The sequence below is a fragment of the Variovorax sp. ZS18.2.2 genome, from assembly GCF_024701975.1.
Classification (GTDB): Bacteria; Pseudomonadota; Gammaproteobacteria; order Burkholderiales; family Burkholderiaceae_C; genus Variovorax.
Window position 1 is genome coordinate 783875 of record NZ_JANLNM010000001.1, and the last position, 23541, is coordinate 807415.

Annotated in this window: 21 protein-coding genes; 15 read left to right on the plus strand and 6 right to left on the minus strand. The window is 67.3% G+C overall.

What is annotated here, in order from left to right; translation table 11 throughout:
* Position 1: 1 nt before the first annotated feature.
* The gene (mmsB, locus tag NU688_RS03830) at positions 2 to 898 is read left to right on the plus strand and encodes a 3-hydroxyisobutyrate dehydrogenase (RefSeq protein ID WP_257859210.1); all 897 of its coding nucleotides are present in this window, start codon (positions 2 to 4) and stop codon (positions 896 to 898) included.
* Between the two features lie 4 nt (positions 899 to 902).
* Here the strand turns inward: mmsB and NU688_RS03835 are convergent, their stop codons facing one another.
* On the minus strand, positions 903 to 1847 hold the full coding sequence (locus NU688_RS03835) for a LysR family transcriptional regulator (RefSeq protein ID WP_257859211.1): 945 nt from the start codon (positions 1845 to 1847) through the stop codon (positions 903 to 905).
* A gap of 170 nt (positions 1848 to 2017) precedes the next feature.
* Here NU688_RS03835 and NU688_RS03840 point away from each other — a divergent pair, with 170 nt between their 5' ends.
* Genes NU688_RS03840 through NU688_RS03875 form a run of 8 tightly spaced genes read left to right on the plus strand, consistent with a single transcriptional unit; the run spans position 2018 to position 9599 of the window.
* Positions 2018 to 2842: a putative hydro-lyase gene (locus tag NU688_RS03840; protein ID WP_257859212.1), complete on the plus strand. Its 825-nt coding sequence runs from the start codon at positions 2018 to 2020 to the stop codon at positions 2840 to 2842.
* A 52-nt stretch (positions 2843 to 2894) separates the two neighbouring features.
* On the plus strand, positions 2895 to 4130 hold the full coding sequence (locus NU688_RS03845) for an MFS transporter (RefSeq protein WP_257859213.1): 1236 nt from the start codon (positions 2895 to 2897) through the stop codon (positions 4128 to 4130).
* 3 nt (positions 4131 to 4133) lie between these two features.
* Positions 4134 to 5537: an acetyl/propionyl/methylcrotonyl-CoA carboxylase subunit alpha gene (locus tag NU688_RS03850; RefSeq protein ID WP_257859214.1), complete on the plus strand. Its 1404-nt coding sequence runs from the start codon at positions 4134 to 4136 to the stop codon at positions 5535 to 5537.
* Between the two features lie 17 nt (positions 5538 to 5554).
* On the plus strand, positions 5555 to 6271 hold the full coding sequence (gene pxpB / locus NU688_RS03855) for a 5-oxoprolinase subunit PxpB (protein ID WP_257859215.1): 717 nt from the start codon (positions 5555 to 5557) through the stop codon (positions 6269 to 6271).
* Positions 6268 to 7275, plus strand: coding sequence for a biotin-dependent carboxyltransferase family protein (locus NU688_RS03860; RefSeq protein WP_257859216.1), 1008 nt, complete (start codon positions 6268 to 6270; stop codon positions 7273 to 7275). Before pxpB ends, NU688_RS03860 begins: the two co-directional genes overlap by 4 nt.
* Positions 7272 to 8090: a LamB/YcsF family protein gene (locus tag NU688_RS03865; protein WP_257859217.1), complete on the plus strand. Its 819-nt coding sequence runs from the start codon at positions 7272 to 7274 to the stop codon at positions 8088 to 8090. Before NU688_RS03860 ends, NU688_RS03865 begins: the two co-directional genes overlap by 4 nt.
* Complete coding sequence (locus NU688_RS03870; RefSeq protein ID WP_257859218.1) at positions 8083 to 8307, plus strand: acetyl-CoA carboxylase biotin carboxyl carrier protein subunit; 225 nt, start codon at positions 8083 to 8085, stop codon at positions 8305 to 8307. The genes NU688_RS03865 and NU688_RS03870 overlap by 8 nt, the downstream gene beginning before the upstream one ends.
* A gap of 35 nt (positions 8308 to 8342) precedes the next feature.
* On the plus strand, positions 8343 to 9599 hold the full coding sequence (locus tag NU688_RS03875) for a hypothetical protein (RefSeq protein ID WP_257859219.1): 1257 nt from the start codon (positions 8343 to 8345) through the stop codon (positions 9597 to 9599).
* 149 nt (positions 9600 to 9748) lie between these two features.
* Here the strand turns inward: NU688_RS03875 and NU688_RS03880 are convergent, their stop codons facing one another.
* Together NU688_RS03880 and NU688_RS03885 are read right to left on the minus strand one after the other, a co-directional pair.
* On the minus strand, positions 9749 to 11065 hold the full coding sequence (locus tag NU688_RS03880) for an MFS transporter (RefSeq protein WP_257859220.1): 1317 nt from the start codon (positions 11063 to 11065) through the stop codon (positions 9749 to 9751).
* An 8-nt stretch (positions 11066 to 11073) separates the two neighbouring features.
* On the minus strand, positions 11074 to 12516 hold the full coding sequence (locus tag NU688_RS03885) for an amidase (protein WP_257859221.1): 1443 nt from the start codon (positions 12514 to 12516) through the stop codon (positions 11074 to 11076).
* 97 nt (positions 12517 to 12613) lie between these two features.
* On the opposite strand from NU688_RS03885, the gene gcvA reads away from it, so the two are divergent.
* On the plus strand, positions 12614 to 13561 hold the full coding sequence (gene gcvA / locus NU688_RS03890; RefSeq protein WP_257859222.1) for a transcriptional regulator GcvA: 948 nt from the start codon (positions 12614 to 12616) through the stop codon (positions 13559 to 13561).
* Here gcvA and NU688_RS03895 read toward each other — a convergent pair.
* Positions 13530 to 14456 (minus strand): LysR family transcriptional regulator, encoded by a 927-nt coding sequence (locus NU688_RS03895; protein WP_257859223.1) that lies wholly within the window; start codon positions 14454 to 14456, stop codon positions 13530 to 13532. The two genes, gcvA and NU688_RS03895, sit on opposite strands and share 32 nt — an antisense overlap.
* Before the next feature lie 102 nt (positions 14457 to 14558).
* Between NU688_RS03895 and metE the strand changes: the two genes are divergently transcribed.
* Together metE and NU688_RS03905 are read left to right on the plus strand one after the other, a co-directional pair.
* Entirely contained in the window at positions 14559 to 16913 is a 2355-nt protein-coding gene (gene metE, locus NU688_RS03900; protein ID WP_257859224.1) for a 5-methyltetrahydropteroyltriglutamate--homocysteine S-methyltransferase, read from the plus strand.
* A 37-nt stretch (positions 16914 to 16950) separates the two neighbouring features.
* Positions 16951 to 17802, plus strand: coding sequence for a hypothetical protein (locus tag NU688_RS03905; RefSeq protein WP_257859225.1), 852 nt, complete (start codon positions 16951 to 16953; stop codon positions 17800 to 17802).
* Here NU688_RS03905 and NU688_RS03910 read toward each other — a convergent pair.
* Positions 17744 to 19255, minus strand: a complete 1512-nt coding sequence (locus NU688_RS03910) for a short-chain fatty acyl-CoA regulator family protein (RefSeq protein ID WP_257859226.1) — start codon at positions 19253 to 19255, stop codon at positions 17744 to 17746. The genes NU688_RS03905 and NU688_RS03910 overlap by 59 nt on opposite strands.
* Positions 19256 to 19529: 274 nt before the next feature.
* Here NU688_RS03910 and NU688_RS03915 point away from each other — a divergent pair, with 274 nt between their 5' ends.
* Both NU688_RS03915 and NU688_RS03920 read left to right on the plus strand, forming a co-directional pair.
* Positions 19530 to 20450 (plus strand): tripartite tricarboxylate transporter substrate binding protein, encoded by a 921-nt coding sequence (locus tag NU688_RS03915; RefSeq protein WP_257860502.1) that lies wholly within the window; start codon positions 19530 to 19532, stop codon positions 20448 to 20450.
* 269 nt (positions 20451 to 20719) lie between these two features.
* Entirely contained in the window at positions 20720 to 21070 is a 351-nt protein-coding gene (locus NU688_RS03920) for an alpha/beta hydrolase (protein WP_206178585.1), read from the plus strand.
* A 76-nt stretch (positions 21071 to 21146) separates the two neighbouring features.
* Here NU688_RS03920 and NU688_RS03925 read toward each other — a convergent pair whose 3' ends face one another.
* A complete protein-coding gene (locus NU688_RS03925) occupies positions 21147 to 21728 on the minus strand; it encodes a DNA-3-methyladenine glycosylase I (RefSeq protein WP_257859227.1) in 582 nt (193 codons plus the stop codon).
* A 60-nt stretch (positions 21729 to 21788) separates the two neighbouring features.
* Between NU688_RS03925 and NU688_RS03930 the strand changes: the two genes are divergently transcribed.
* Positions 21789 to 23528, plus strand: a complete 1740-nt coding sequence (locus NU688_RS03930) for a dipeptidase (RefSeq protein WP_257859228.1) — start codon at positions 21789 to 21791, stop codon at positions 23526 to 23528.
* Positions 23529 to 23541 lie beyond the last annotated feature (13 nt).

Sequence of the window (23541 nt, forward strand, 5' to 3'; positions counted from 1 at the left end):
CATGAAGATCGCATTCATCGGCCTCGGCAACATGGGCGGCCCGATGGCCCTGAACCTGCTCAAGGTCGGCCACACGCTCAGCGCGTTCGACCTCTCGGCCGACGCCTGCAAGAAGTTCGGCGCCGAGGGGCTGCCCATTGCCAAGTCGGCGGCCGAGACCGTCGCTGACGCCGAGGTCGTGATCAGCATGCTGCCGGCCAGCGCGCACGTCGAGGGCCTGTTCCTCGGCGGCGCGGGCAAGCCCGGCCTGCTGGAAAGCATCAAGCCCGGCACGCTCGTGATCGACAGCAGCACCATCGCCGCGGCCACGTCGCGCAAGGTGGCCGAAGCGGCCGCTGCCAAGGGCGTGGCGATGATCGATGCGCCCGTGTCGGGCGGCACCGGCGGCGCGATTGCCGGCACGCTGACCTTCATGGTCGGCGGCGAGACCGGCGACCTGGAGCGCGCGCGCCCGGTGCTCGAGAAGATGGGCGCCAACATCTTCCACGCCGGCGCTGCGGGCGCGGGCCAGACCGCGAAGATCTGCAACAACATGCTGCTCGGCATCCTGATGATCGGCACCTCCGAGGCGCTGGCGCTCGGCGTGGCGAACGGGCTCGATCCGAAGGTGCTCTCCGAAATCATGCGTCGCAGCTCGGGCGGCAACTGGGCGCTCGAAAAGTACAACCCGATGCCGGGTGTGATGGAGACGTCGCCCGCCTCGAAGAACTACGCGGGCGGCTTCGGCACCGACCTGATGCTCAAGGACCTGGGGCTGGCGCAGGAGAACGCGACGGCCGTGCGCGCCGCCACGCCCCTGGGCGGCCTGGCGCGCAGCCTGTATGCGGCCCACAGCCTCGCGGGCCACGGCGCGCTGGACTTCTCCAGCGTGCTGAAGCTGGTGCAGAAGGCCGGCTGATCGCTCACGCCGCGTCGTCGGGCTCTTCCTGCAGGTTGACGGCCCAGGGCTGGCCGGCCGCCTTGCAGTAGCTCGTTACCACCTCCCGGATGATCGTTTCGACCGCCGCCACGGCGGCCGACGATTCCCTGGGCCGCGTCACCGTGACGACCAGCGGCGGCAGGGCCGGCCCCTCGCAGAGCTTCAGGTCTCCGGCCTCGATCTCGCGCTGCACGAAGATCGGCGGGATCGCCGCCACGCCGAAGCCTTCCTTCACGAGCTGCACGATCGACTGCACCGACGGAAAGCTGCAGATGCGCGGCTCCGCCTCGCGGCCCGCGAACAGCGCGCGCACATGCGCATGCGGGCTGGAGGTGCGCACGTAGGTCAGCACCGGAATGCGCTCCAGGTCTTCCAGCGTCAGCACGTTCTGCGTGGGCCACACGTCCGGCCGCGCGATCCAGCGGATCGGAAAGCGCGACAGCGGCGTGACGTCGAGCTCCATGTTGCCGGCCGCTTCCTCGACGGGATCGTTCTGGATCAGCAGGTCGAGCTTGTGCTGGCGGAACTGCTCCCGCAGGTTGCGCGCCGGCTCGACGGTGATGTCCGGGTCTACCGCGGGAAAGCGCCGCGTGAGCCCGTGGATCAGCGGCGTGAGCCAGGTATGGACCACGGTCTCGATCACGCCGATGCGCACGCGCCCGGCGGGTGGCGCATCGGGCTGCGTCGAGAGCTTGAGCTCGCGCTCCAGCGCCAGCATGCGCTCGGCCTGCCGCACCACCTGTTCGCCCACGGGGGTGAGGGTCAGGGTGCGATTGGAGCGGTCAACAAGGAAAACCCCTAGTTCGTCTTCCAGGGCCGCGATGCGCTGCGATGCGGCCGCCTGCGTGGTGTGCAGCACCTGGGCCGTCTCGCGAAAGCTCTTCAGGCGGGAAAGGACGACCAGCGTCTCCAGAAAGCGTGTGTTCATCGGTCCGTCGGTGTTCGGTGCAAGGCGGTTCTTAAAAAAATCTTATCGAGGGCTCGAACAATTTCTGAGTCGACGTCATCGGCGTGCCGTGATTTCATCGCCCCCCATTGACGGTGTGCCGGCATGCAAGTCCTGCACCAGCACAAAAGCATGACATCAAGAGGTACGCAATGGAATTGGTGGATACGGGCAGTGCCGTGCAGGCGCCCGACGCAACGTTCGCAAGCGCCTGGGAGGCGCGGCAGGCCATCCGCGGCGGCCGCTGGCGCCGTCACACGAGCGGGCTGACGCCGGCGCACGTGCAGGGCAACCTGGCGATCCTGCCGGTGGACCTGGCCTCGGATTTCATGCGCTTCTGCCAGAGCAACCCGAAACCGTGCCCGCTGCTCGCGGTCGGCCAGCCCGGCAACCCGCAACTGCCCACGCTGGGGCGCGACATCGACATCCGCACCGACGTGCCCGCCTACCGCGTCTATCGCGAGGGCGTGCTGGTGGGCGAGGTGGACGACCTGAAGGCCTTGTGGCGCGACGATTACGTGGCGTTCGTGCTGGGCTGCTCGTTCTCGTTCGAGCACGGCCTCATCGATGCGGGCATTCCGCTGCGCCATGTGGACGAGGGCAAGAACGTGGCCATGTACAGGACGAACATCCAGACCGTGCCGGCCGGCCCCTTCCATGGGCCGATGGTGGTGTCGATGCGTCCGATGAAGGCGGCCGACGCCATTCGCGCGGTGCAGATCACCGCGCGCGTGCCCAAGGTGCACGGCGCGCCGGTGCACATCGGTGACCCCTCGCTCATCGGCATCGCCGACATCGCGAAGCCCGACTTCGGCGATGCGGTGCATATCGCGCCGGACGAACTGCCCGTGTTCTGGGCCTGCGGCGTGACGCCGCAGGCGGTGGTGATGGCTGCCAAGCCCACGCTGTGCATCACGCACTCGCCGGGGTACATGCTGGTCACCGACATGCTCAACCGCGACCTTCCGTTCGCCTGAGCGCCGCCCGCTTTCTCGACACCTGTTTTTCATCACCAAGAGGATTTCCACCATGTGGCTGCAGGAAACCAAACCCCAGGAGCGCCGGACGCTGGTCGCCGCCTTCGCAGGCTACGGCGTCGATGCGTTCGACTACATGATCTACACCTTCATGATCCCCACGCTGATCCTGGTGTGGGGCATGACGAAGACCGAGGCCGGCTACATCGCGACCGGCGCGCTGGTCACCTCGGCCATCGGCGGCTGGCTCGCGGGCATCCTGGCCGACAAATATGGCCGTGTGCGCATCCTGCAGCTCACGGTGCTGTGGTTCAGCTTCTTCACCTTCCTGAGCGGCTTCACGCAGTCGCCCGAGCAGCTCTTCGTCACGCGCGCGCTGCAGGGCCTGGGCTTCGGCGGCGAATGGTCGGTGGGCTCGGTGCTGATCGCCGAGATGATCCAGGCGCGCCACCGCGGCAAGGCCGTGGGTCTGGTGCAGAGCAGCTGGGCAGTGGGCTGGGGTGTGTCGGCCATCGCGTTCTGGGCGGTGTATGCCATGCTGGAACCAGCGCTCGCTTGGCGCGTGCTGTTCTGGATCGGCGTGCTGCCGGCGCTGTTGATCCTCTACATCCGCCGCAACATCAGCGACCCCGAGGTCTATCACCAGACCCGTGCGCGCATGAAGGCGGAGGGCGACAAGGGCAACTTCCTGGAGATCTTCTCGCCCAAGCTGCTCAGGACCACGATCCTTGCGAGCCTGTTGGCCACCGGCATGCAGGGCGCCTACTACGCGGTGACCACCTGGCTGCCGACGTACCTGAAGATGGAGCGCAACCTGTCGGTGTTCGGCACCAGCGGCTACCTGCTGGTGCTGATCCTCGGGTCGTTCGTGGGCTACCTCACGAGCGCATGGCTGTCGGACAAGCTGGGCCGCCGCCGCTGCTTCATGCTGTTCGCGCTGTGCGCCGGCCTGCTGGTGATCGCGTACACGCAGATCCCGATCACCGACGCGATGATGCTGGTGCTCGGCTTTCCGCTCGGCTTCTTTCTCTCGGGCATCTTCTCGGGCATGGGGGCGTATTTGAGCGAACTGTTCCCCAGCCGCGTGCGCGGTTCGGGCCAGGGCTTTTGCTACAACTTCGGCCGGGCCGTCGGCTCGATCTGCCCGGCGCTCATCGGCTACATGAGCACGACGATGCCGCTCGGCATTGCCATCGGCTACATGGCTGCGGGCGGCTATCTGCTGGTGATCATTGCGTCGCTGCTTTTGCCGGAGACGAGCGGGCTTGAGCTCTCCTCGGAGGACTGAGCGATGAAGCGCATCCTCATTGCAAATCGAGGCGAGATCGCCTGCCGCGTCATCCGGGCCTGCAAGGCGCTCGGCATCGAGACGGTGGCCGTTTATTCCGAGGCCGACGCGAAGGCGTTGCACGTGGAGATGGCCGACCATGCCGTCGCCATCGGCCCCGCATCTCCGGCCGAGAGCTACCTGAACCACGAGCGCATCCTGGCCGCTGCCGTTGCGCAGGGCGCAGAAGGCGTGCATCCGGGCTACGGCTTCCTGTCGGAGAACACGGCCTTCGCACGCGCCGCCGAAGCAGCGGGCGTGGTGTGGATCGGCCCCACGCCACAGAGCATCGAAGAGATGGGCGACAAGGAGCGCGCCCGCGAAATCGCCAAGGCGGCCGGGGTGCCGACCCTGCCGGGCAGCCGGCGCTTCGCGCTCGACGACCTGGCAGGCATCGAAGAAGCGGCCGTGGCCGTCGGCTATCCGCTGCTGGTCAAGGCCACGGGCGGTGGCGGCGGCATCGGCATGCGGCTCGTGGATGCACCCGAGAAGCTGCTGGCCTCGGTGTCGGCCACGCAGCAACTCGCTGCCAAGTCGTTCAAGGACGGCACGATCTACCTGGAGCGCTATGTGCCGAGGGCGCGCCATGTGGAGATCCAGGTCTTCGGCTACGGCGACGGCAGCGCGGTGCACCTGTTCGAGCGCGAGTGCTCGATCCAGCGGCGCTTCCAGAAGATCATCGAGGAGAGCCCGGCGCCGGGCTTGCCGGCCGAACTGCGCGCGCGCATGGCCAAGGCAGCGGCGGCGCTGGCCGCGCACCAGCGCTATCGCGGCCCGGGCACGGTCGAATTCATCGTGGATGCGGACTCGCTGGAGTTCTTCTTCCTCGAGATGAACACGCGCATCCAGGTCGAGCACCCGGTCACCGAGATGGTGACGGGCTGGGACCTGGTGCAGCAGCAGATCAAGCTGGCCGCCGCAGGCCCGTCGCTCGCCGGCTTCGAGAAGATCGCGCAAGAGGACATCGCGATGCATGGCGCGGCCATCGAATGCCGCCTCTATGCGGAAAACCCGGCCAAGAACTTCTTCCCCTCGCCGGGCCCGCTCGACGTGTTCGCGCTGCCGCCGGCCGCGCCGCACCTGCGCGTGGACACCGGCGTGCGCCAGGGCGACGTGATCACGCCTTTCTACGACCCGATGATCGCCAAGATGATCGTCTGGGGCGAGAACCGCGACGCGGCGCTCGCCGCCATGCTGGCCGCGCTGGAAGGAAGCCGCATCGAGGGCGTGAAGAACAACCTCGCATTCCTCAAGGCGGTGATCCGCCACGAGGACTTCGCGGCCGGGCGCCTCGACACCGGGCTGGTCGAGCGCGACCGCGCGCGGCTGCTAGAAGCGATGGCGGGTGCTGCGCCGGCAGCGGGTTGAGCGCCAGGGTGCGACCGATGACTTCTTCCAGTATTTCCCCCTGGCACATCGCCCCGGTGGGCGACCGCAGCCTGGTCGTGGAGTTCGGCCAGGCCGTGGAGCCGGCCGTCAATGCCACCGTGCGCAGCTTTGCGCGCGAACTGCTCGACGAACCCATCGCGGGCATCGTCGACGTGGTGCCGGCCTTCACCACCGTGGCGGTGCACTACCGCCCCGAGTTCTTCGCGGAGGGCGCCTCGCCTTACGAGGTGCTGCGCCGGCGGCTCGACGCCTTGCTGGCGCGCGGCATCCGCCATCACGACGAGGATGCGCGCACGGTCGAGATTCCGGTCTGCTACGGCGGCGAGTTCGGCCCTGATCTCGAAGAGGTCGCCGCCGCCTGTGGCTTGCAGACAGAAGAGGTGATTGCGCGCCATGTCGCATCGCAGCACCTCGTCTACATGCTCGGCTTCGCACCGGGCTTCCCCTACATCGGCGGACTCGATCCGTCGCTCGCCGTGCCGCGCCGCGGCACGCCGCGCACCCGTATTCCCGCGGGCAGCGTGGCCATTGCGCGCGACCAGACCTCGATCTATTCGCTGGAAACACCGGGCGGGTGGAACGTGATCGGCCGCACGCCGCTGAAGCTGTTCGACGCCGCCGCCGAATCGCCGTGCCTGCTGCGCCCGGGCGACCGCATCCGCTTCGTGCCGGCGTCGGCCGACATCTTCGGCAATGCGGAGGTCGCGCGATGAGCCGCATCGAAGTCATCAAGCCCGGCGCGCTGTCGCTGCTGCAGGACCGGGGGCGCCATGGCTACCAGCACCTGGGCGTGGTGGTCGGCGGCGCGATGGATGAGTGGTCGCACCGCTGCGCCAACGCGCTGCTCGGCAACGAGGAAGACGAAGCCACACTCGAGATCACGCTGATGGGGCCCAGCCTGCTGTTCCACGAAGCGCAGGCGATTGCGCTGTGCGGTGCGAACTTGTCGGCACGCATCGGCGAGGCCGAACTGCCGATGAACCGTGCTGTGCTTGTGCGCGCCGGTGCGCGGCTCGATTTCGGCAAGCGCATCGACGGCATGCGCAGCTACCTCGCGGTGCGCGGCGGCTTCGCGGTGCCTGGCGTGATGGACAGCCGCAGCACCTATGTGCGCGGCGCCTTCGGCGGCCTGCAGGGACGGGCGCTGAAGAAGGGCGACGTGCTGGAGGTGGGTGGCGTGCCGCCGGTTTCCGCCGCATCGGCCGCCCGCCTGGGCGACGCAGATTTCATCGAGATTCACCAGCCCGAAGTGCATGCCCCCGCCATTGCGCTGCGAACCGAAGGCCCGGCGCCGGTGCGCGTGATCGCGGGCCAGCAATGGGCGCTGTTCACCGACGAGGCGCAGCAGGCCTTCATGCAGGCCGAGTTCCGCATCAGCCCGCAGTCCGACCGCATGGGCTTCCGGCTCGAAGGGCCGGTGCTCGAGCGCCGGCAGGCGATGGAAATGATCTCCGAGGGCGTGGCCTTCGGCACGGTGCAAGTGCCGCCCGACGGCCAGCCGATCGTGCTGATGGCCGACCGGCAGACCACCGGCGGCTATCCGAAGATCGCCTGCGTGGCCAGCGTCGACCTGCCGCTCGTTGCGCAACTGGCGCCGCAAGAGGCGCTGCGTTTCGAGCCGATTTCGCTCGAGGCGGCGCAGGCGCTCTACCTGGAGCGCGAGCGCGCCCTCGGGCGGCTGCGCAGCCTGGTGCGCGCGGCCGGGGAGGCGCAATGACACAACAGGCGCTGCGCATCGACATCAACTGCGACATGGGCGAGGGCTTCGGCGCCTGGGCCATGGGCAACGACATCGAGCTGCTCGACCATGTGAGCTCGGCCAACATCGCATGCGGCTTCCATGCGGGCGACCCATCGACCATGCGCCGCGTGGTCGCAGCGGCATTGCATCGTGGCGTGCGCGTCGGCGCGCATCCCGGCCTGCCCGACCTGCAGGGTTTCGGGCGGCGCGTGATGCAGGTGTCGCCGGCCGAGGTCTACGCGATGGTGGTCTACCAGGTCGGCGCGCTCTGGGCCTTCGCGAAGGCGGCCGGCGGCACGCTGAGCCATGTGAAGGCGCACGGCGCGCTCTACAACATGGCGGCGAAGGACCGCACACTGGCCGATGCCATTGCGCGTGCGGTGCACGAGGTCGATCCACGGCTGGTGCTGTTCGGCCTAGCGGGCAGCGAGATGATCCGCGCTGCCGAGGCCCTGGGCCTGCCGGTTGCGGCCGAGGTGTTTGCCGATCGCAGCTACCAGGACGACGGCTCGCTGTCGCCGCGCGGCCAGCCCGGCGCCTTGATCGAAGACGCCGACGTGGCCGCCGCCCAGGTGCTGCAGATGGTGCAGCACGGATCGGTGTACGCGGCGAGCGGCAAGGAAGTTGCGCTGCGCGCCGACACGCTGTGCATCCACGGCGACCAGCCCGGCGCGCTCGCGTTCGTGCGGCGCATCCGCAGCGCGCTCGATGCCATCGGCGTGCACGTGGCCGCGCCCGAATTCCCCTCAACGACCCGCCCGCATTCAACCGGAGGAAATCCCCATGCCTGAACACAACATAGTGGCCGATGTCAGCGGCCGCATCTGGAAACTCGAGGTCGCCGAAGGCCAGCAGGTCGAGGAGGGCGACACGCTGCTGATCGTGGAGTCCATGAAGATGGAAATCCCGGTCGAAGCGCCGGCCGCGGGCACGGTGCTGCGCATCCTGGCCGCCGAGGGCGACATGGTGACCGACGAGCAGGTGCTGGTCGTGCTGGCATCCGCGTGAAGACATTCCCCGACAACACAACAAGGACTTCAACCATGTCGACTCCCTCATTTCGCCGTGTTTCCATCGTGGCCGCCGTGTGCACCGCGTTCGTCGCAGGCTGTTCGACGCTGCCACCACCAGCCACTGAAGGCACCGCGAAGTTCGCCGACGCGCACTTCCACATCGCCAACTACGCCTACCAGGGCGCGTCGCTCAAGCAGCTCTTGCGCGACTACATGAAGGACGACATGGTGCGCTCCACCGTCATGCCCCTGCCGCTGCAGCAGAAGTGGGACGGCTTCGAGCAGTACGCGGGCGACAGGGTCGCGCCCACCTACTACCTGGGGCCGAAGGCAGAGCTCTACTACTACGCCTTTGCTGACGCCATGTACGCGAAGGAATACCTCACGCTGACGCCGGCCGAGCAGAGCCGCCTCGACCTGATGATCACCGGCTTCAACCCGATGGACCGCTACGCGGCGCAGCACATCAAGCGCGCGCTGCTGACCTTTCCGGGCGCCTTTGCCGGCATCGGCGAGTTCACGGTGCACAAGGAGTTGGTGTCGCGCAAGATCGCAGGCGACCCGATCAGCTACACCGCAGCCGCTGGAAAGCAGCCTCCAGATACATCGGACAAGGACGGCAAGCTCTCGCTCTACAGCCCCGCGCTGGTGGATATCTTGAAGACGGTCGCCGAGACCGGCCTGGTCGCCACGCTGCACAACGACATCTACCCGGCCGACGTGACCTACGACGGCACGGTGGAGGCGCTGCGACCAGAGAACAACTACGAGGCGGGCCTCAAGCAGCTGTGCGTGCAGGCGCCGGGTGCCAGCGTGATCTGGGCGCACACGGGCCTGGGCCGCTTCGTGAAGCCGACGCGCGACCACCTGCAGATGGTGTCGCGCGTGCTCGATGCCTGCCCCGGGTGGAGCGTGGACATTTCATGGGACATCGTGCAGGAGCGCTTCATCAAGCCCGAGCCCGGCATGCCGACCACCGACGAGTGGGCGCAGTTCGTCACCCGCTACCAGGACCGCGTGCTGTGGGGTTCGGACACCGTGATCTACAGCCGCAACGTGGTCGATGCCAAGGGCGTGCCGGTCTCGATGGGCAAGCGCATGACCTTCGACCAGTACATGGCCGTGCCGAAGATCACGTCGCCGCTGTTCGAGAAGGTGGGACCGCAGATCAGCCAGAAGGTGCGCGTGGGCAACTACGTGAAGCTGTTCGACGGTGCGAAGAAGAAGGTGCGTGCCTGGGAGGCTGCACACGCCGCCGACGACGTGTGGGACCTGAGCGCCCGCTAGAGCCAGGGCCTGCAGTTGTTCAGATGAAGTAGGCCTTGACGGCCCATAGCACGCCCAGCACGACAGCGACCAGCGCGACGAAGAGCATCCAGGCGCGGGTGAAGGCCTGGGCCTCGGTGATGGATGCGGGGGCTGTCACTGGCGGCGGGCTAGGGGCGGCGGGCGGTTGTGGGTTCATTTCCGACTGTACCCCGCGCGGGTCCCGCCGCGGCCGGTTTTACCGAAGCATCCCGCCGGGCCATCGCCAGCAGGATGCCGGCCGCGACGAGGTTCGCACCGATGCTGGCGACGATCGGCAGCAGGTAGCTGCGGCTGATGTCGAAGGCAAAGCCCGCCGCGCTCGGCCCCACCAGGGTGCCCACGGCCACGCTGGTGTAGAGCACGCCGATGATCGCGCTGATGTTGCGTCCGCCGAAGTAGTCCATCACCAGCGCGGGCAACAGCGCGACGAAGCCGCCGTAGAACACGCCGTAGGCGAACGCGAACACGGCCAGCCCCCAGAACCCGCCGGACACCGCCCACACGACGAGTGACAGCGCCATGCCCGCCGACATCAGCGGCAGTGCCAACTGGCGGCCGATGCGGTCGGCCAGCCCGCCGAGGAAGAAGCGGCCGGCCGTGCTGCCGACGCCGATGGCGCCCAGCAGCAGCACTGCGGAAGTCGACGGCACGCCATGGTCGAGTGCATAAGGCACGAGGTGGACGAAGGGCACGAACAATCCGAACGAGCTGATCAGGCAGGCCGCAAAGAGGCCGGCGAAGCGCCGCGACGTGACCGCCTCCCGCACCGTCGCGCCTGTAGGCTTGGCCGACGACGTTTGCGGCTGCGGCGGATCGCCGTCGGGTCCGAGGCCGCGGTCGCGCGGGTCGTTCTCGATCAGGAGCGCCATGCCCACGCCCACCACCACGGCGAGCACGCCGAGCGCCAGGTACGCGTGGCGCCATCCGATGCCTTCGATGAGGAACGACGCCAGCGGCGGCATGACCAGCGTGCCCACGCCGATGCCGCTGACCGCAAGCCCCGACGCGAACCCGCGCCGCTTGACAAACCAGCGCTGCACCGCGCCGAGCACCGGCACATACGACGCGCCTACGCCCAGGCCCACGCCGAGCCCGTACGCAAGGTAGATCTGCGTCAGGCTCTGCGCCTGCCCCGCGAGGGCGAGGCCCAGCCCGACCAGCACCATGCCCGCGACCGCGAGCCGCCGCGAACCCCATCGGTCGGCCAGCGGGCCGCTGATGACGCCGAGCCCGAAGTAGAGAAAGCCCGCGAGCGAGAACACCAGCGACACCGAACCGCGCGAGGCGCCGAAGTCGCGCTGCAGCGATTCGAGAAAAGCGCTGAAGGTGTAGGCGCTGCCGAAGCCCACGAGGGTCACGGCGAAGGCGCCCGCGACCACGAGCCAGCCGCGGAAGATGCGTGTGCGCGGCGAGGTGGATGAAGGGGTCAAGGGGGAGGTCTCCATGTTCTTCTTCAGTCCAGCGGATGGCGGCGATGCCATGCGGTCACGCCCTGGAACGCGGCACCGGCGCGGACCAGCGTGGCCTCGTCCATGTGCGCCGCGACCAGCTGGAAGCCGAGCGGCATGCCGCCATCGGTGAACCCGCCGGGCAGGGTGATCGTGGGGTGGCCGGTCATGTCGAAGGGCGCGGTGTAGCGCAGCAGCGCGGACACCAGTGTCGGCGTTTCGCCTAGGGTCTGCATCGCTGCAACGGTGGGCGATGCGAAGGGATGCACCGGGATCAGCAGCAGGTCGATGTCGGCGAACAGGGCCGAGACGCGGCCGCGCAGCGCCATGCGGCGCAGGTGGATTTTCTGGAACCCGGTTCCGCTCACGGCATGGCCGGCTTCGATGACCGAAGCGAGCACGGGGCCGTACGCTTCCTTGCGCGACGGGTAGGTCGCTTCGTGCGCCACGGCGGCTTCCACCGCGCAGAGCGGAAACCAGTCCGTCACCGCCTGCGTCACATCGGGAAAGCGCAGGTCGACGAGGCGGGCGCCGAGGGCGCGCAAGGTCTCGGCGGCGTCTTTCAGCATGGCCTGCGTCTCGGGGTCCACGCCGTCGCTGTTCCATGCGGCATCGATGCCGATGCGCAGGCCCCGCACGCCGTGGTCCGCCGTCGCGAGGTAGTCGGGCACCGCGTCGAGTGCGGCGGTGGGGTCGTTCTCGTCGCTGCCTGCGATCGCGCCGAGCAGCACGCCGGCATCGACCGCGCTGCGCGCCATCGGGCCGATGTGGTCCAGCGAGGCCGCGAGCTCGAACACGCCGTGCCGGCTCACGCGGCCCCAGCTCGGCTTGATCCCGGTGAGACCGTTGGCGGCGCAAGGAAAGCGGATCGATCCGCCCGTGTCGGAGCCCAGCGAGCCATAGCAAAGGCCCGCCGCCGTCGCCACGCCCGAGCCGCTGGACGACATACCGGGCCAATGGTCCGCATGCCACGGATTGCGCGGCGGCGTGATGGACGGATGGTGGTCGGAATACGCGCCCTCGGTGAGCTGCAGCTTGCCGAGCAGCACCGCACCGGCTTCCTTCAGGCGGCGCACCACTGTCGCGTCTTCGGTGGGAATGTGGTGCTTGTGGATCGCCATGCCGCCCGCGGTGGCGAAGCCTGCGGTGAAGCACAGGTCCTTCACCGCGATGGGAACGCCGTGCAGCGGACCGCGGTATCGGCCCGCGGCGATCTCCGCTTGCGCCGCTTCGGCCTGGGCCATCGCGGCGTCGGTCATCACCAGCGCGTAGCTGTGGAGCGCGCCGTCCAGCGCCGCGATCCGATCAAGCTGGGCGCGGAGCACTGCGACCGGCGAGACCTGGCGCGTGCGGATGCGCGCGGCCAGTTCGGTGAGTTCCAGGTAATGGAGGGCATCGCTTGAGTGATCAGAATATCTAAGGTCAAGGAGATCGGGTGTGTGCAGCAAGGTGGTTTCTCGTTTCAGCTTCGTTGTGCCAATATTCCTTCTTGGAACGCCGCCTCGCAAACCAGATTTTCTGAAGATTTCAGATCAGATTAACTAAATGACAGAGCACCAACTCCCACCGCTCAACGCGCTGCGTGCCTTCGAGGCCACCGCCCGCCATCTCTCGGTCAAGAACGCGGCGGACGAGCTGTGCGTGACGCCCGGCGCGGTGAGCCAGTTGATCAAGACGCTGGAGGTGCACCTGGGCGTTCCGCTCTTTCGCCGCGTGAACCGCGGCATCTTCCTCACCGATGTCGGTCAGGCCTACCTGCCGCCGGTGCGCAATGCCTTCCGGCAGATCAGCGATGCCACGCGCCGTGTCGCGGTGCCTGAGGACACGGGCATCCTCACCGTGAGCGCCACGCCGTTCTTCGCTTCCGCTTGGCTGGTGCCGCGGCTCAAGAGCTTCCAGGACGCGCATCCCGACATCGACCTGCAGGTGGCGAGCAGCAGCGCGCTGGCCGATTTTTCGCGCGATGGCGTCGATGTCGCAATTCGCCACGGGCTGGGCCGCTACCCGGGCTTGAGCAGCCAGCGCGTGTTGACGGTGGAGATCGTTCCGGTCGCGGCGCCTGCATTGGTCAGGCGCCTCGGCATGCCGGCAATGCCGGCCGATCTCACCCGCTGGCCGCGCGTGAACGATGCCGAACGCAAGGCGTGGGCGCTGTGGTTCGAGGCGCAGGGCATCGAGAGCACGGGAGCCGCGCGCGGTCCGTCCTTCGACGATTCAGGCCTGTTGCTGAAGGCCGTGCTCGCAGGGCAGGGCGCGGCCTTGTTGCCCGCTGCGGTGGTGGCCGACGACCTGGCACAAGGCCGGCTCGTGCAGCTGTCGGATGTGACCTGGCTCGAAGACTTCGCCTACTACCTCGTGTACCCGGAGAACAGCCACGACCGTCCGAAGGTCACGGCCTTTCGCGAATGGATCCTGGGCGAGGCGAGCAAGAAGGCCGCTCGTCCGCGCAAGAAGGCGCCCGCTAGAGCAACTCGATCCCGGGCAGACTCTTGAAGCAGCTCTCGCGCGTGATGCGCACGAAATCGGCGAGCCATGGCTGATCGGAGGTGCCTTGCGTGCAGGCCATGTAGAGCCGCCCCGTCAGTCCCTTGCTGCCGACGCGGCGTGCCGTGACATAGCCGCGATCGAGGTAGTTCTGTACCGCCCAGAGCGGAAGGGTCGCGACGCCGCGGCCGCTTGCCACCAGCTGCAGCATCGCCACCGTGAGTTCGGTCGTGCGCCGGTGCGCGGGCTCCACGCCGGCCGGCGCGAGCACCTGCCGAACGATGTCGAGCATCTCGTCGGGCACGGGGTAGGTGATCAGCGTCTGGTCGGCGAAGTGCCTGGCCGTGAGGTGCGCCTTGGCCGTGAGCGTATGGTCGTTGGCGAGCAGCGCGACGATCTCGAAGCGGAAGAGCGCGTGGTAGTCGACCGTCTCGGCGGGGTCTTCTTCGGAGACGATGGCCACCTCGGCGCGGTTCTGCATCACCAGCGCGATCGGGTCGGGGTGGAAGCCCGAGACGATGTCCAGCTCGATCTCGGGCCAGCGCTGGCGGAAGGCATCCATCGCGGGCATCAGCCAGTCGAAGCAGGTGTGGCACTCGACCACGATGCGCAACTGTCCGCTGCGCCCGAGCGCAAGGCGCGCCACGTCGCGCTCCGCTTCTTCGATCATGGGCAATGCGGTGTCTGCCAGTTGCAGCAGCCGCAGGCCGGTGGTGCTGAACTGCGGCGGCACCGACTTGCGCTCGAAGAGCTGCGCGCCATAGCGGTCTTCGAGCAGCTTGATCTGGTGCGACAACGCCGACTGCGTGAGGTTGAGCAACTGTGCCGCGCGCACCAGGCTGCCGGTGTCGCGCAACGCGATGAGCGTGCGCAAATGGCGTATTTCGAGGATCGACTGCAACATGAATTGGATTCAAGCGAATGGGCAAAAGGTTTCGTTTGAATCATAGGCCCCAAACGCCGACCATTGCGGATTGTCAAGATTCAAGCGACCGGATTACCTGCAATGACCACCCGTACCCACACCCTCGGCTTTCCGCGCATGGGCGCCAACCGCGAACTGAAGTTCGCACTCGAAAAGCACTGGCGCGGCGAGATCGACCGCACCGCGCTCGAAGCCGTCGGCGAAGAACTGCGTGCCCGTCACTGGCAGGCGCAGCGCGATGCGGGGCTCGACTACGTGACCGTCGGCGACTTCGCCTACTACGACCAGGTGGCCAACCACATCCAGCTGCTCGGCTGCGAGCCGGCACGCTTCAATTTCTTCGGCGACGAGCCCGAGCTTTCGCGCTACTTCAAGATGGCGCGCGGCGTGGAGGATGAAGTTCACGAAGTGGGGCATGTGCACGACGAAAGCTGCAACCACGGCACCGAAGGCACCTTCGCGCTGGAAATGACCAAGTGGTTCGACACCAATTACCACTACCTCGTGCCCGAGTTCAACGCGGCCACGCAGTTCAAGCTGGCCTCCACGCGGCTCTTCGACGAAGTGGCGCAGGCGCAGCAGGCCGGGCATGCAGTCAAGGCCGTGCTGCTCGGGCCGCTGAGCTTCCTGTACCTGGGCAAGGAGAAGGAGGCCGGCTTCGACCGCTTCTCGCTGCTCGATGCGCTGCTGCCGGTGTACGAGCAGGTGCTCACGCGCCTGAAGCAGCAAGGCGTGGAGTGGGTGCAGATCGACGAGCCCATCCTCGGCCTAGACCTGCCCGATGCCTGGCGCAATGCCTTCGAGCGTGCGTACTGGCAACTGGCGCGCAGCGCACCCAAGCTGCTGCTGGCCACCTACTTCTCGCCGCTCTCCGACAACCTGCGCCTGGCTTGCCAGTTGCCGGTTGCAGGCCTGCATGTGGATGCGGTGCGTTCGCCGCAGGAGCTGACGGGCGTGGCCGACTGGCTGCCGGCACACAAGGTGCTCTCGGTGGGCATCGTCGATGGCCGCAACATCTGGCGCACCGACCCCGATGCCGCGCTCGCCGTGCTGCGCCCGGTGGTCGACAAGAACCGCGGCGAGCTGTGGATCGCGCCGTCGTGCTCGCTGCTGCATGTGCCGTTCAGCCTCGCGGCAGAGACGAAGCTCGATGCCGAGCTCAAGTCGTGGCTCGCCTTCGCCGTCGAAAAGCTCGATGAACTGCGCGTGCTGCGTGCCGCGCTCGATGGCGGTGAGGCGTCGGTCGCGAACGAACTCAAGATCGCCCGTGCTGCCGTCGCCGCTCGCCGCAGCAGCCCGCGCGTGCACCGCGCCGACGTGGCGCTGCGCCTTGCGCGCAGCGTGGCCGGCGACGACGCCCGCACCTCGGTCTTCCCGCAGCGCCAGTCGGTGCAGCGCACGCGTTTCGCCTTGCCCGCGCTGCCGACCACCACCATCGGTTCGTTCCCGCAGACCTCCGACATCCGCGCCGCGCGCGCCGCCTTCAAGCGCGGCGAGCTCGATGCGGCCGGCTACCGCGAGAAGATGCGCGCCGAGATCGCACTGGCCGTTCGCAAGCAGGAAGAGCTGGGCATCGACGTGCTGGTGCATGGCGAGGCCGAGCGCAACGACATGGTCGAGTACTTCGGCGAACAGCTTGACGGCTTCGCCTTCACCGCCAACGGCTGGGTGCAGTCGTACGGTTCGCGTTGCGTGAAGCCGCCGGTGATCTTCGGCGACGTGGCGCGCCCTGCCCCGATGACGGTCGAATGGACTGCCTACGCGCAGAGCCTCACCAAGCTGCCGATGAAGGGCATGCTGACCGGCCCGGTCACGATCCTGCAGTGGTCCTTCGTGCGCGACGACCAGCCGCGCGCGACCACCTGCGAGCAGATCGCCTGGGCGATCCGCGACGAGGTGGTCGATCTCGAAGGCGCCGGCATCGGCATCATCCAGATCGACGAGCCCGCGATCCGCGAAGGCCTGCCGCTGCGCCGCGCGGGCTGGCCCGCGTACCTGAAGTCGGCCACGCGCGCCTTCCGCATCAGCGCCTCGGGCGTACGCGACGAGACGCAGATCCACACCCACATGTGCTACTCGGAATTCAACGACATCCTGCCGGAGATCGCGGCGATGGATGCCGACGTGATCACCATCGAGACCAGCCGCTCCGACATGGAACTGCTGCGCGGCTTCGGCGGCGAGAACAATTCCGGCGGCTTCCGCTATCCGAATGAGATCGGCCCGGGCGTGTACGACATCCACTCGCCGCGCGTGCCCTCGGTGGACGAGATCGTGCGCCTGATGCGCAAGGCGGCCGTCGTGGTGCCGCACGAGAACCTCTGGATCAACCCCGATTGCGGCCTGAAGACCCGCGGCTGGCCGGAGACCGAGGCGGCGTTGTCGAACATGGTCACGGCTGCGAAGCTGTTGCGCAAGGAACTGGCGGCGGCCTGAAGCAGGGGAGGTCGTGACGCGCGCCAATAATGGCGTCATGACTGTCTCTTCCCTCGTAGCCAAACGTTTTACCTTCGCCCTTTCGCTGCTGCTCGTGCCGGCCATGGCCTGGGCGCAGGACCGCGCCCAGGCCCTGATGCAGTTCGAAGGTGTGCAGGCGCGCTACCAGGCCGCGTATGCGCCCGGTGCCGTGTCGCGCGATGCGCGGCAGTTGCTGGACCCGCCGGACCAGGCCATCGCCGACAAGGCGCTCGCAGCGCTGGACACGGCCGCATCGCGGTCGTTCGACGTCAAGGCTTCCGTGGCCGCGATCCAGCAGGAGGTCGCCACTGCCGGCAAGGGCGGCGCCGCGCCGAGCCCTCAGGTGCTGGAGGCGGTGGCCCGGCTCGTGAAGCTGCGCGCCGACTACGCCGCGATGGACGACGCGGCCAAGGTCGAGTTCTTCAACCGCGAGCGCGCGAAGCCGGCCGACCCGGTGCGCACCGAGCTGCTCGAGCGCATGGCCGTGGCTGACACGCGCGAAGTCGATTTCTCCAGCCAGCTGCTGCTGAGTTCCGTCGTCAAGCAATTGGCCCGCGGCAATGCCGGCCAGTTCACCTCGCTGCCCGATCGCACGCTCGACATGGCCGTCGACACGCTGTGGTCGCGTGGCATCACTTCGCCGCGTCCGCGCAACCTGCTGACGGTGGCGCGCGAGTTCGAGAAACAGGTCACGCAGGCGCTGCTCGCGGCATTGCCCGATGCGGACGTGGCGGCCTTGCTCGCCTGGCGCAACGATGCGCAGGCCGCGGCCGAGCGCGAGGCGCTGGTGGGCGCCTACCGCGCCGAGGTCAAGGGGAGCGGCGCCGTGGCGATCCGGACGCTGGTGCGCGGCTGGCCCCGCTCTTGAGGGCAGCCCGCGCGGCGCCGTATTTGTCGGGCGCCGCCGCATAGGGCATGAAGCGGCTCTGGTTCTCGTCCACATCGAGCGGCCGCCCCACGAACGGAAAGGCGCGCTGCGGGCAGGCCTCGCGCTCGCACACCTTGCAGCCCGCGCCGATGGGTGTCGGCACCTCGGGGTCGCGCAGGTCCATGCCCTTGGAGTAGACGAGCCGCGTGGCGTGGCTGATGTCGCAGCCGAGGCCAATCGAAAAGGTCTTGTTGGGCGAGCCGTAGCCGCGAAAGCCGTGCGACACGGTGCGCGCGATCCAGAGGTAGGCGCGGCCGTCGGGCATGCGCGCGAGTTGCGTCAGCACGCGGCCCGGTTGCGCGAAGGCCTCGTACACGTTCCACAGCGGGCAGGTGCCGCCGGTTTTCGAGAAGTGGAAGTGCGTGGCCGACTGACGCTTGGAGATGTTGCCGGCGCGGTCGACGCGAATGAGGAAGAAGGGCACACCGCGCGCCTCGGGCCGCTGCAGCGAACTCAGCCGGTGGCAGATCGTCTCGAAGCCGACGCCGAAGCGGCGCGCAAGCTGGTCGATGTCGTAGCGCAACTGCTCGGCTGCTTCGAGGAACACGCCATAGGGCAGCAGCAATGCGGCGGCGAAGTAATTTGCGAGGCCGATGCGCGCGAGCGAACGCGCGGTGTCGCTCGACAGCGGTGCCTCGGCGACCAGCTTGTCGATCATGTCGCCCACCTCGAGAAAAGCGAGTTGTGTCGCGAGCTGGAAGGCGTGCTGGCCCGGCTCCAGGTAGCGCGAGAGCCTGAGCACGCGTGTGGCCTGATCGAAGCAGCGTTGCGCGCCACCTTCGTCGTCTTCGGCCGGGATCACCTGCACGCCGTGCGATTCGAGCAGACGGTGCGCGAGCCGGTCGCCGGGGTTGCCCTCGCGCAGGCGCCACTCGGTGGAGAAGGCTTCGGCGGCGTTGTCGAGCGGGGCGATGTGGTTCTGGTGCGCGAAGAAGAAATCGCGCACTTCCTCGAAGGGCATCGGCCGCGCCTGCGGCATGCGTGCGAGGTCGCCGCGGCCATCGCCGAGTTCGCCGGCCAGTGCTTCGAGGCGCTCCATCGCATCGCGGTGCCGCTGGTGCAGCGCGACCAGTGCATGGCCCACCGCGGGCATCTGCGTGGCGACCTCGCGCAGCTCGGCGAGCGCGACCGCATCGCCGCCCGGGTTGTCGGCCAGCGCCTCGCGCAGGCTCGCAACGAGACGCGCTTCTTCGTCTTCCGAGAAGGCCTGGATGTCGACGCCCAGCGTGGCGTGCAGGCGCAGCAGCACCGGCACGGTGAGCGGCCGCTGGTTCTGCTCGATCTGGTTGAGGTAGCTGGGCGACAGGCCCAGCTGCTGCGCGAGCGCGAGCTGGCTCAGGCCGCGCTCTTCGCGCAGGCTCCGCAGTCGCACGCCCATGAAGGTCTTCTTCATCGTTCGATCCGTTCTTCGATGTTCGCAAGATTTGCAAATCAAGAGCGTCGTGTTCGCAATCATTCGCCAATCAAGGCCTTCATTATGGGCACGATCCCACGTGAATTGCGAATCCTGCGAAACGAACGCGATTGCCCTGCGGGAGGTCCCGGAAAGAGGGGCGTGGCATCATGAAAAAGCCCGTCCGCCGGGCCTCTTCACACTCACTACAACACAGAAGAACAACATGATTCCATTCCGCCTTGCCTCGCTTGTCATCGGGCTTGCAGCGTCGATGCTTGCCTCGGGCGCTTCTGCACAGGCCTGGCCGACCAAGCCGATCCGCCTCGTCGTTCCGTTCTCGGCCGGCGGCGCCAATGACCTGATGGCGCGTGCCGCGGCCGAGGGGGCATCGAAACAACTTGGCCAACCCGTCGTCATCGACAACAAGCCCGGTGCGAGCGCCATCCTCGGCGCCGACGTGGTCGCCAAGAGCGCGCCCGATGGCTACACCTTCCTCGTGAGCGCGGCCGGCGTGGTGTCGAACAGCATGATCAAGAAGAACATGCCGTACAAGGACGACGCGCTGGTGCCGGTGGCCATGATCGCGCTCGCGCCCTCGGTGGTGGTGGTGCCGGCCAACGCGCCCTACAAGGACCTGAAGGAGTTCGTCGCCGCATCGAAGAAGTCGGCCAACGGCTTCCACTGGGCGACGGCAGGCACCGGCAGCACGCCGCATTTCGTCGAAGGCATCCTGGAGACGAAGTACGGCGGCAAGCTCGACGTGGTGCCCTACAAGAGCGGCTCGGAATCGATCACTGCGGTGCTCGGCAACCAGGTGGAAGCAACGTCGGAGGCCAGCATCGTGGTGCTGCCGTACATCAAGAGCGGCAAGTTGAAGGCGCTCGCCGGCACGTGGACGCAGTGCATCTCGGCCTATCCGCAACTGCCGACGGCAGCGGAAGAAGGCTTCCCCGAGATCCGCATTGCGCATTGGGCCGGCGTGCACGCGCCGCGCGGCACGCCCGATGCCATCCTCGACAAGATGGCCGCGGCCATCGACGCTGCGATGAAGACGCCGGCCACGGCCGAACATCTCAAGGGCATGGGCATCGAGCCCATCGGCGGCACGCGCGCGTCGTTCACCAAGTTCGTCGACGAAGAGCGCGCCCGGCTCGGCGGCGTGGTGAAGGCCACGGGCATGAAGGAAGACTAGGCACACTGGGCGGTGGCTGGCATGCAACGTGCGTCGACTTGTACGGCACAAGGCCTTGCTGGCAAGCCTTTGCTTGACGAACTAGAGGAAAAGTACGCAAACTAGCCGGGTTTTTGGCGACGGAATGAGCGGATGACTTAGCCTCGTCACAAAGTTCCCGGTCATTGTTTCAGTTTCATGAACACTGCGATTCGATTGAGTAGGGTTTTCCCTTGGAATCGTGGTGCAAACTTCAGGGCACCCAAAGCCCAATCAAGAAGGAAATTGAAATGAAGACCTCGAACATCCTCGCCGCCGCCGCTCTCTCCCTGCTCGCCGCCGCTGGCGCCCATGCAGAAACCTACGAGGGCGTGCAACCCCTGACCTCCGGCTACAGCCGCGCCGAAGTGGCGCCCCAGGCTGCCGCCGCCGCCCGCGCCGGCAACGAATACAGCGATGCTGCTTCGTCCACCGTCGCTCCCACGCTGACCGCTTCGACCACCGACCGCGCCACCGTTCGCGCCCAGGCTGTTGCCGCAGCGCACGCACCGGGCCAGAACCTGCGCCCCGAAACCTTCGCTGGCAGCGTGATCCCCGCGCAAGCGAAGAGCCTGACCTTCACGCGTCAAGCCGGCCTGTAATTCGTTGCGGCGCAAGCCGCTCCAGATCACTAGCCAAAAAGAAAACCGGACCGTGCGAAAGCGCGGTCCGGTTTTTTCATTTGAGCTTCTTGGATGATCCGTGCCGGTGGCAATCCGGCGCGTGGTCGTCCACGATGCCCGTGGCCTGCATCCACGCATAGACGATCACCGGCCCGACGAACTTGAAGCCGCGTTTCTTGAGCGCCTTTGAAATCTCTTCCGACAGCGGCGTCTGCGTCGGCACCTTGCCGGTCTTGTTGACGATCGGCTTGCCGCCCGCCATGCCCCAGATGAACGCCGAGAAATCCTCGCCCGCTGCCTGCATCGCGAGGTAGGCGCGCGCGTTGCCGATGGTGGCTTCGATCTTGGCCCGCGCGCGCACGATGCCGGCGTCCTGCATCAGCCGGTCGACATCCTCGGCGGTGAATGTGGCGACCTTCTCGGGCACGAAGTCCTTGAAGGCCTTGCGGAACGCATCGCGCTTGCGCAGGATGGTTATCCACGCGAGGCCGGCCTGGAAGCCGTCGAGCATCAGCTTTTCCCACAGCGTACGGCTGTCGTATTCGGGCACGCCCCATTCGGCGTCGTGGTAGTCGGCCAGCAGCGGGTCGGTCTGGGCCCAGGCGCAGCGGGGCTTGATGGTCGTGGTGCTGTTCATTGTTCGATGTGTCGCTCGGCTATCGTCGGGAGATGTTTTCAGAATGAGGGAGTCACCCTGATGCAGCAGTTTCGATTTTCATTGTCGGCCCTTTCGCTGGGCATCGTGCTCGGTCTCGGTGCACCGGCCTTCGCCGACACGCTCCAGAAACCGGCGCTCGACCAGCTGGCCGCGGCATGGAAAAGCGGCGGCAAGGCGCCTGCCGATTTCAATGCCTTCCTGTCGCAAGCGTCCGAATCGAATCCGGCACTGCAGTCGGCTGTTGCTGCATACCGCAGCAAGGCACCGCTGGCCGGCGACGACCTCACCAACACCGCCCGCCTGCTCGGCCTCTACAACCGCCTGCAGAACCAGGAGGCCGTGATCGCAAGCATCGGCACGATGGTGGCGATTCCCACGGTGCGCAACGTGCAGGTGCCGCCGCACGAGAGCCCGCAGATCATCGAGTTCGGCAAGCTGGTGGAGAAGATGGCGAAGGACTTCGGCCTGGCCTTTCGCAACGTCGACAACCGCATCTTCGAGGTCAGCCTGAAGGGCCAGGGCAGCGAGGAGTTCGGCATCCTCACGCATGCCGACGTGGTGCCCGCGGTGCTCTCCGAGTGGGTGCTCGACGACGGCACGAAGCTCGACCCCTTCACCATGACCCGCGTGGGCGACTTCCTCTACGGCCGCGGCACCATCGACGACAAGGGCTCCATCGCGGCGGTGCTCTACGCGATGAAGGCGGTGAAGGACAGCGGCCTGCTCATCGATCGCAGCATCCGCCTGATGATCGAGACGACCGAGGAGACGGGCGGCGATGCGATGGTGTACTACCGCAGCAAGACCCAACTGCCGGCCTACAACATCGTGCTCGACAGCAAGTACCCCGCGGTCGTCGCGGAGAAGGGCTCGGGCGCGCTCAAGGTGTTCTTCCCTGCAGAGCTCACGGACGCCGCATCGACCGCGATCACCGCGATGAGCGGTGCGGCCTCCGCCAACGCGATCTCGCAGACCGCGACCGCCACGTTGAAGGGCGGCGATCTCGCCGCGGTGGCCGCGAAGCTCGAAGCCGCCAGGCCCGCCTTCCTGCAGAAGTACGAACCGCAGGGCGGCAAGTTCGCGATCGACATCGCGCGCAGTGCCGACAGCATCGACATCAAGGTCACCGGTACTTCGGCCCATGGCTCGCGACCGGAAGAGGGCGTGAACCCGCTGCCGCGCCTCGCGCTCTTCCTGCAGGAATCGGGTGCGCCGCTCGCCGCCAACCACTACCTGAAGGCCGTGAAGTACATCGACGCGCTCTACGGCACCGGCTACCTCGGCGAGAAGATGGGCCTTGGCTACAAGGACGATTTCATGGGCCCGCTGACCTTCTCGCCCAATCTCGTCCGCTTGGGCGCGGACGGCAAGGTCGAGATGACGACCAACGTGCGCATGCCGCGCGGCCGCACGCCCGACGAGTTGAAGTCGCAGGTGGCGGCCAAGGTCAACGCATGGGCCGCAGCGAACCAGGTGAAGCTCGACGTCAACTACGACCAGGGCAACTGGATGGCGCGCGACCCCAAGGGCGCATGGCTCTCGACGCTGCTCGATATCTACGGCAGCACCACCGGCCTCGAGGCCAAGCCCGTGCCCACCGCAGGCAGCACGACCGCCAAGCTGATGCCCAACGCGATCAACTTCGGCCCCGCGATGCCGGGCAAGAAATACACCGCGCACAACGCCAAGGAATACAAGGAAGTGCCGGACCTCGATGCCGACATGCAGATGTTCACCGAGATGCTGGTGCGCATCGGCAACCTGCGGCAGATGCAGTGATGGCACGCAGTCT

Bases quoted from the DNA above. Each gene is read 5' to 3' on its own strand.
- NU688_RS03860 (WP_257859216.1), top strand. From the start codon at position 6,268: ATGAGCCGCATCGAAGTCATCAAGCCCGGCGCGCTGTCGCTGCTGCAG.
- NU688_RS03910 (WP_257859226.1), bottom strand. From the start codon at position 19,255: ATGAAGAAGACCTTCATGGGCGTGCGACTGCGGAGCCTGCGCGAAGAG.
- mmsB (WP_257859210.1), top strand. From the start codon at position 2: ATGAAGATCGCATTCATCGGCCTCGGCAACATGGGCGGCCCGATGGCC.
- NU688_RS03915 (WP_257860502.1), top strand. From the start codon at position 19,530: ATGCTTGCCTCGGGCGCTTCTGCACAGGCCTGGCCGACCAAGCCGATC.
- NU688_RS03930 (WP_257859228.1), top strand. From the start codon at position 21,789: ATGCAGCAGTTTCGATTTTCATTGTCGGCCCTTTCGCTGGGCATCGTG.
- NU688_RS03880 (WP_257859220.1), bottom strand. From the start codon at position 11,065: ATGGAGACCTCCCCCTTGACCCCTTCATCCACCTCGCCGCGCACACGC.
- NU688_RS03895 (WP_257859223.1), bottom strand. From the start codon at position 14,456: ATGTTGCAGTCGATCCTCGAAATACGCCATTTGCGCACGCTCATCGCG.
- NU688_RS03845 (WP_257859213.1), top strand. From the start codon at position 2,895: ATGTGGCTGCAGGAAACCAAACCCCAGGAGCGCCGGACGCTGGTCGCC.
- NU688_RS03875 (WP_257859219.1), top strand. From the start codon at position 8,343: ATGTCGACTCCCTCATTTCGCCGTGTTTCCATCGTGGCCGCCGTGTGC.
- NU688_RS03920 (WP_206178585.1), top strand. From the start codon at position 20,720: ATGAAGACCTCGAACATCCTCGCCGCCGCCGCTCTCTCCCTGCTCGCC.
- NU688_RS03925 (WP_257859227.1), bottom strand. From the start codon at position 21,728: ATGAACAGCACCACGACCATCAAGCCCCGCTGCGCCTGGGCCCAGACC.
- NU688_RS03865 (WP_257859217.1), top strand. From the start codon at position 7,272: ATGACACAACAGGCGCTGCGCATCGACATCAACTGCGACATGGGCGAG.
- metE (WP_257859224.1), top strand. From the start codon at position 14,559: ATGACCACCCGTACCCACACCCTCGGCTTTCCGCGCATGGGCGCCAAC.
- NU688_RS03850 (WP_257859214.1), top strand. From the start codon at position 4,134: ATGAAGCGCATCCTCATTGCAAATCGAGGCGAGATCGCCTGCCGCGTC.
- pxpB (WP_257859215.1), top strand. From the start codon at position 5,555: ATGACTTCTTCCAGTATTTCCCCCTGGCACATCGCCCCGGTGGGCGAC.
- NU688_RS03905 (WP_257859225.1), top strand. From the start codon at position 16,951: ATGACTGTCTCTTCCCTCGTAGCCAAACGTTTTACCTTCGCCCTTTCG.
- NU688_RS03835 (WP_257859211.1), bottom strand. From the start codon at position 1,847: ATGAACACACGCTTTCTGGAGACGCTGGTCGTCCTTTCCCGCCTGAAG.
- NU688_RS03840 (WP_257859212.1), top strand. From the start codon at position 2,018: ATGGAATTGGTGGATACGGGCAGTGCCGTGCAGGCGCCCGACGCAACG.
- NU688_RS03870 (WP_257859218.1), top strand. From the start codon at position 8,083: ATGCCTGAACACAACATAGTGGCCGATGTCAGCGGCCGCATCTGGAAA.
- gcvA (WP_257859222.1), top strand. From the start codon at position 12,614: ATGACAGAGCACCAACTCCCACCGCTCAACGCGCTGCGTGCCTTCGAG.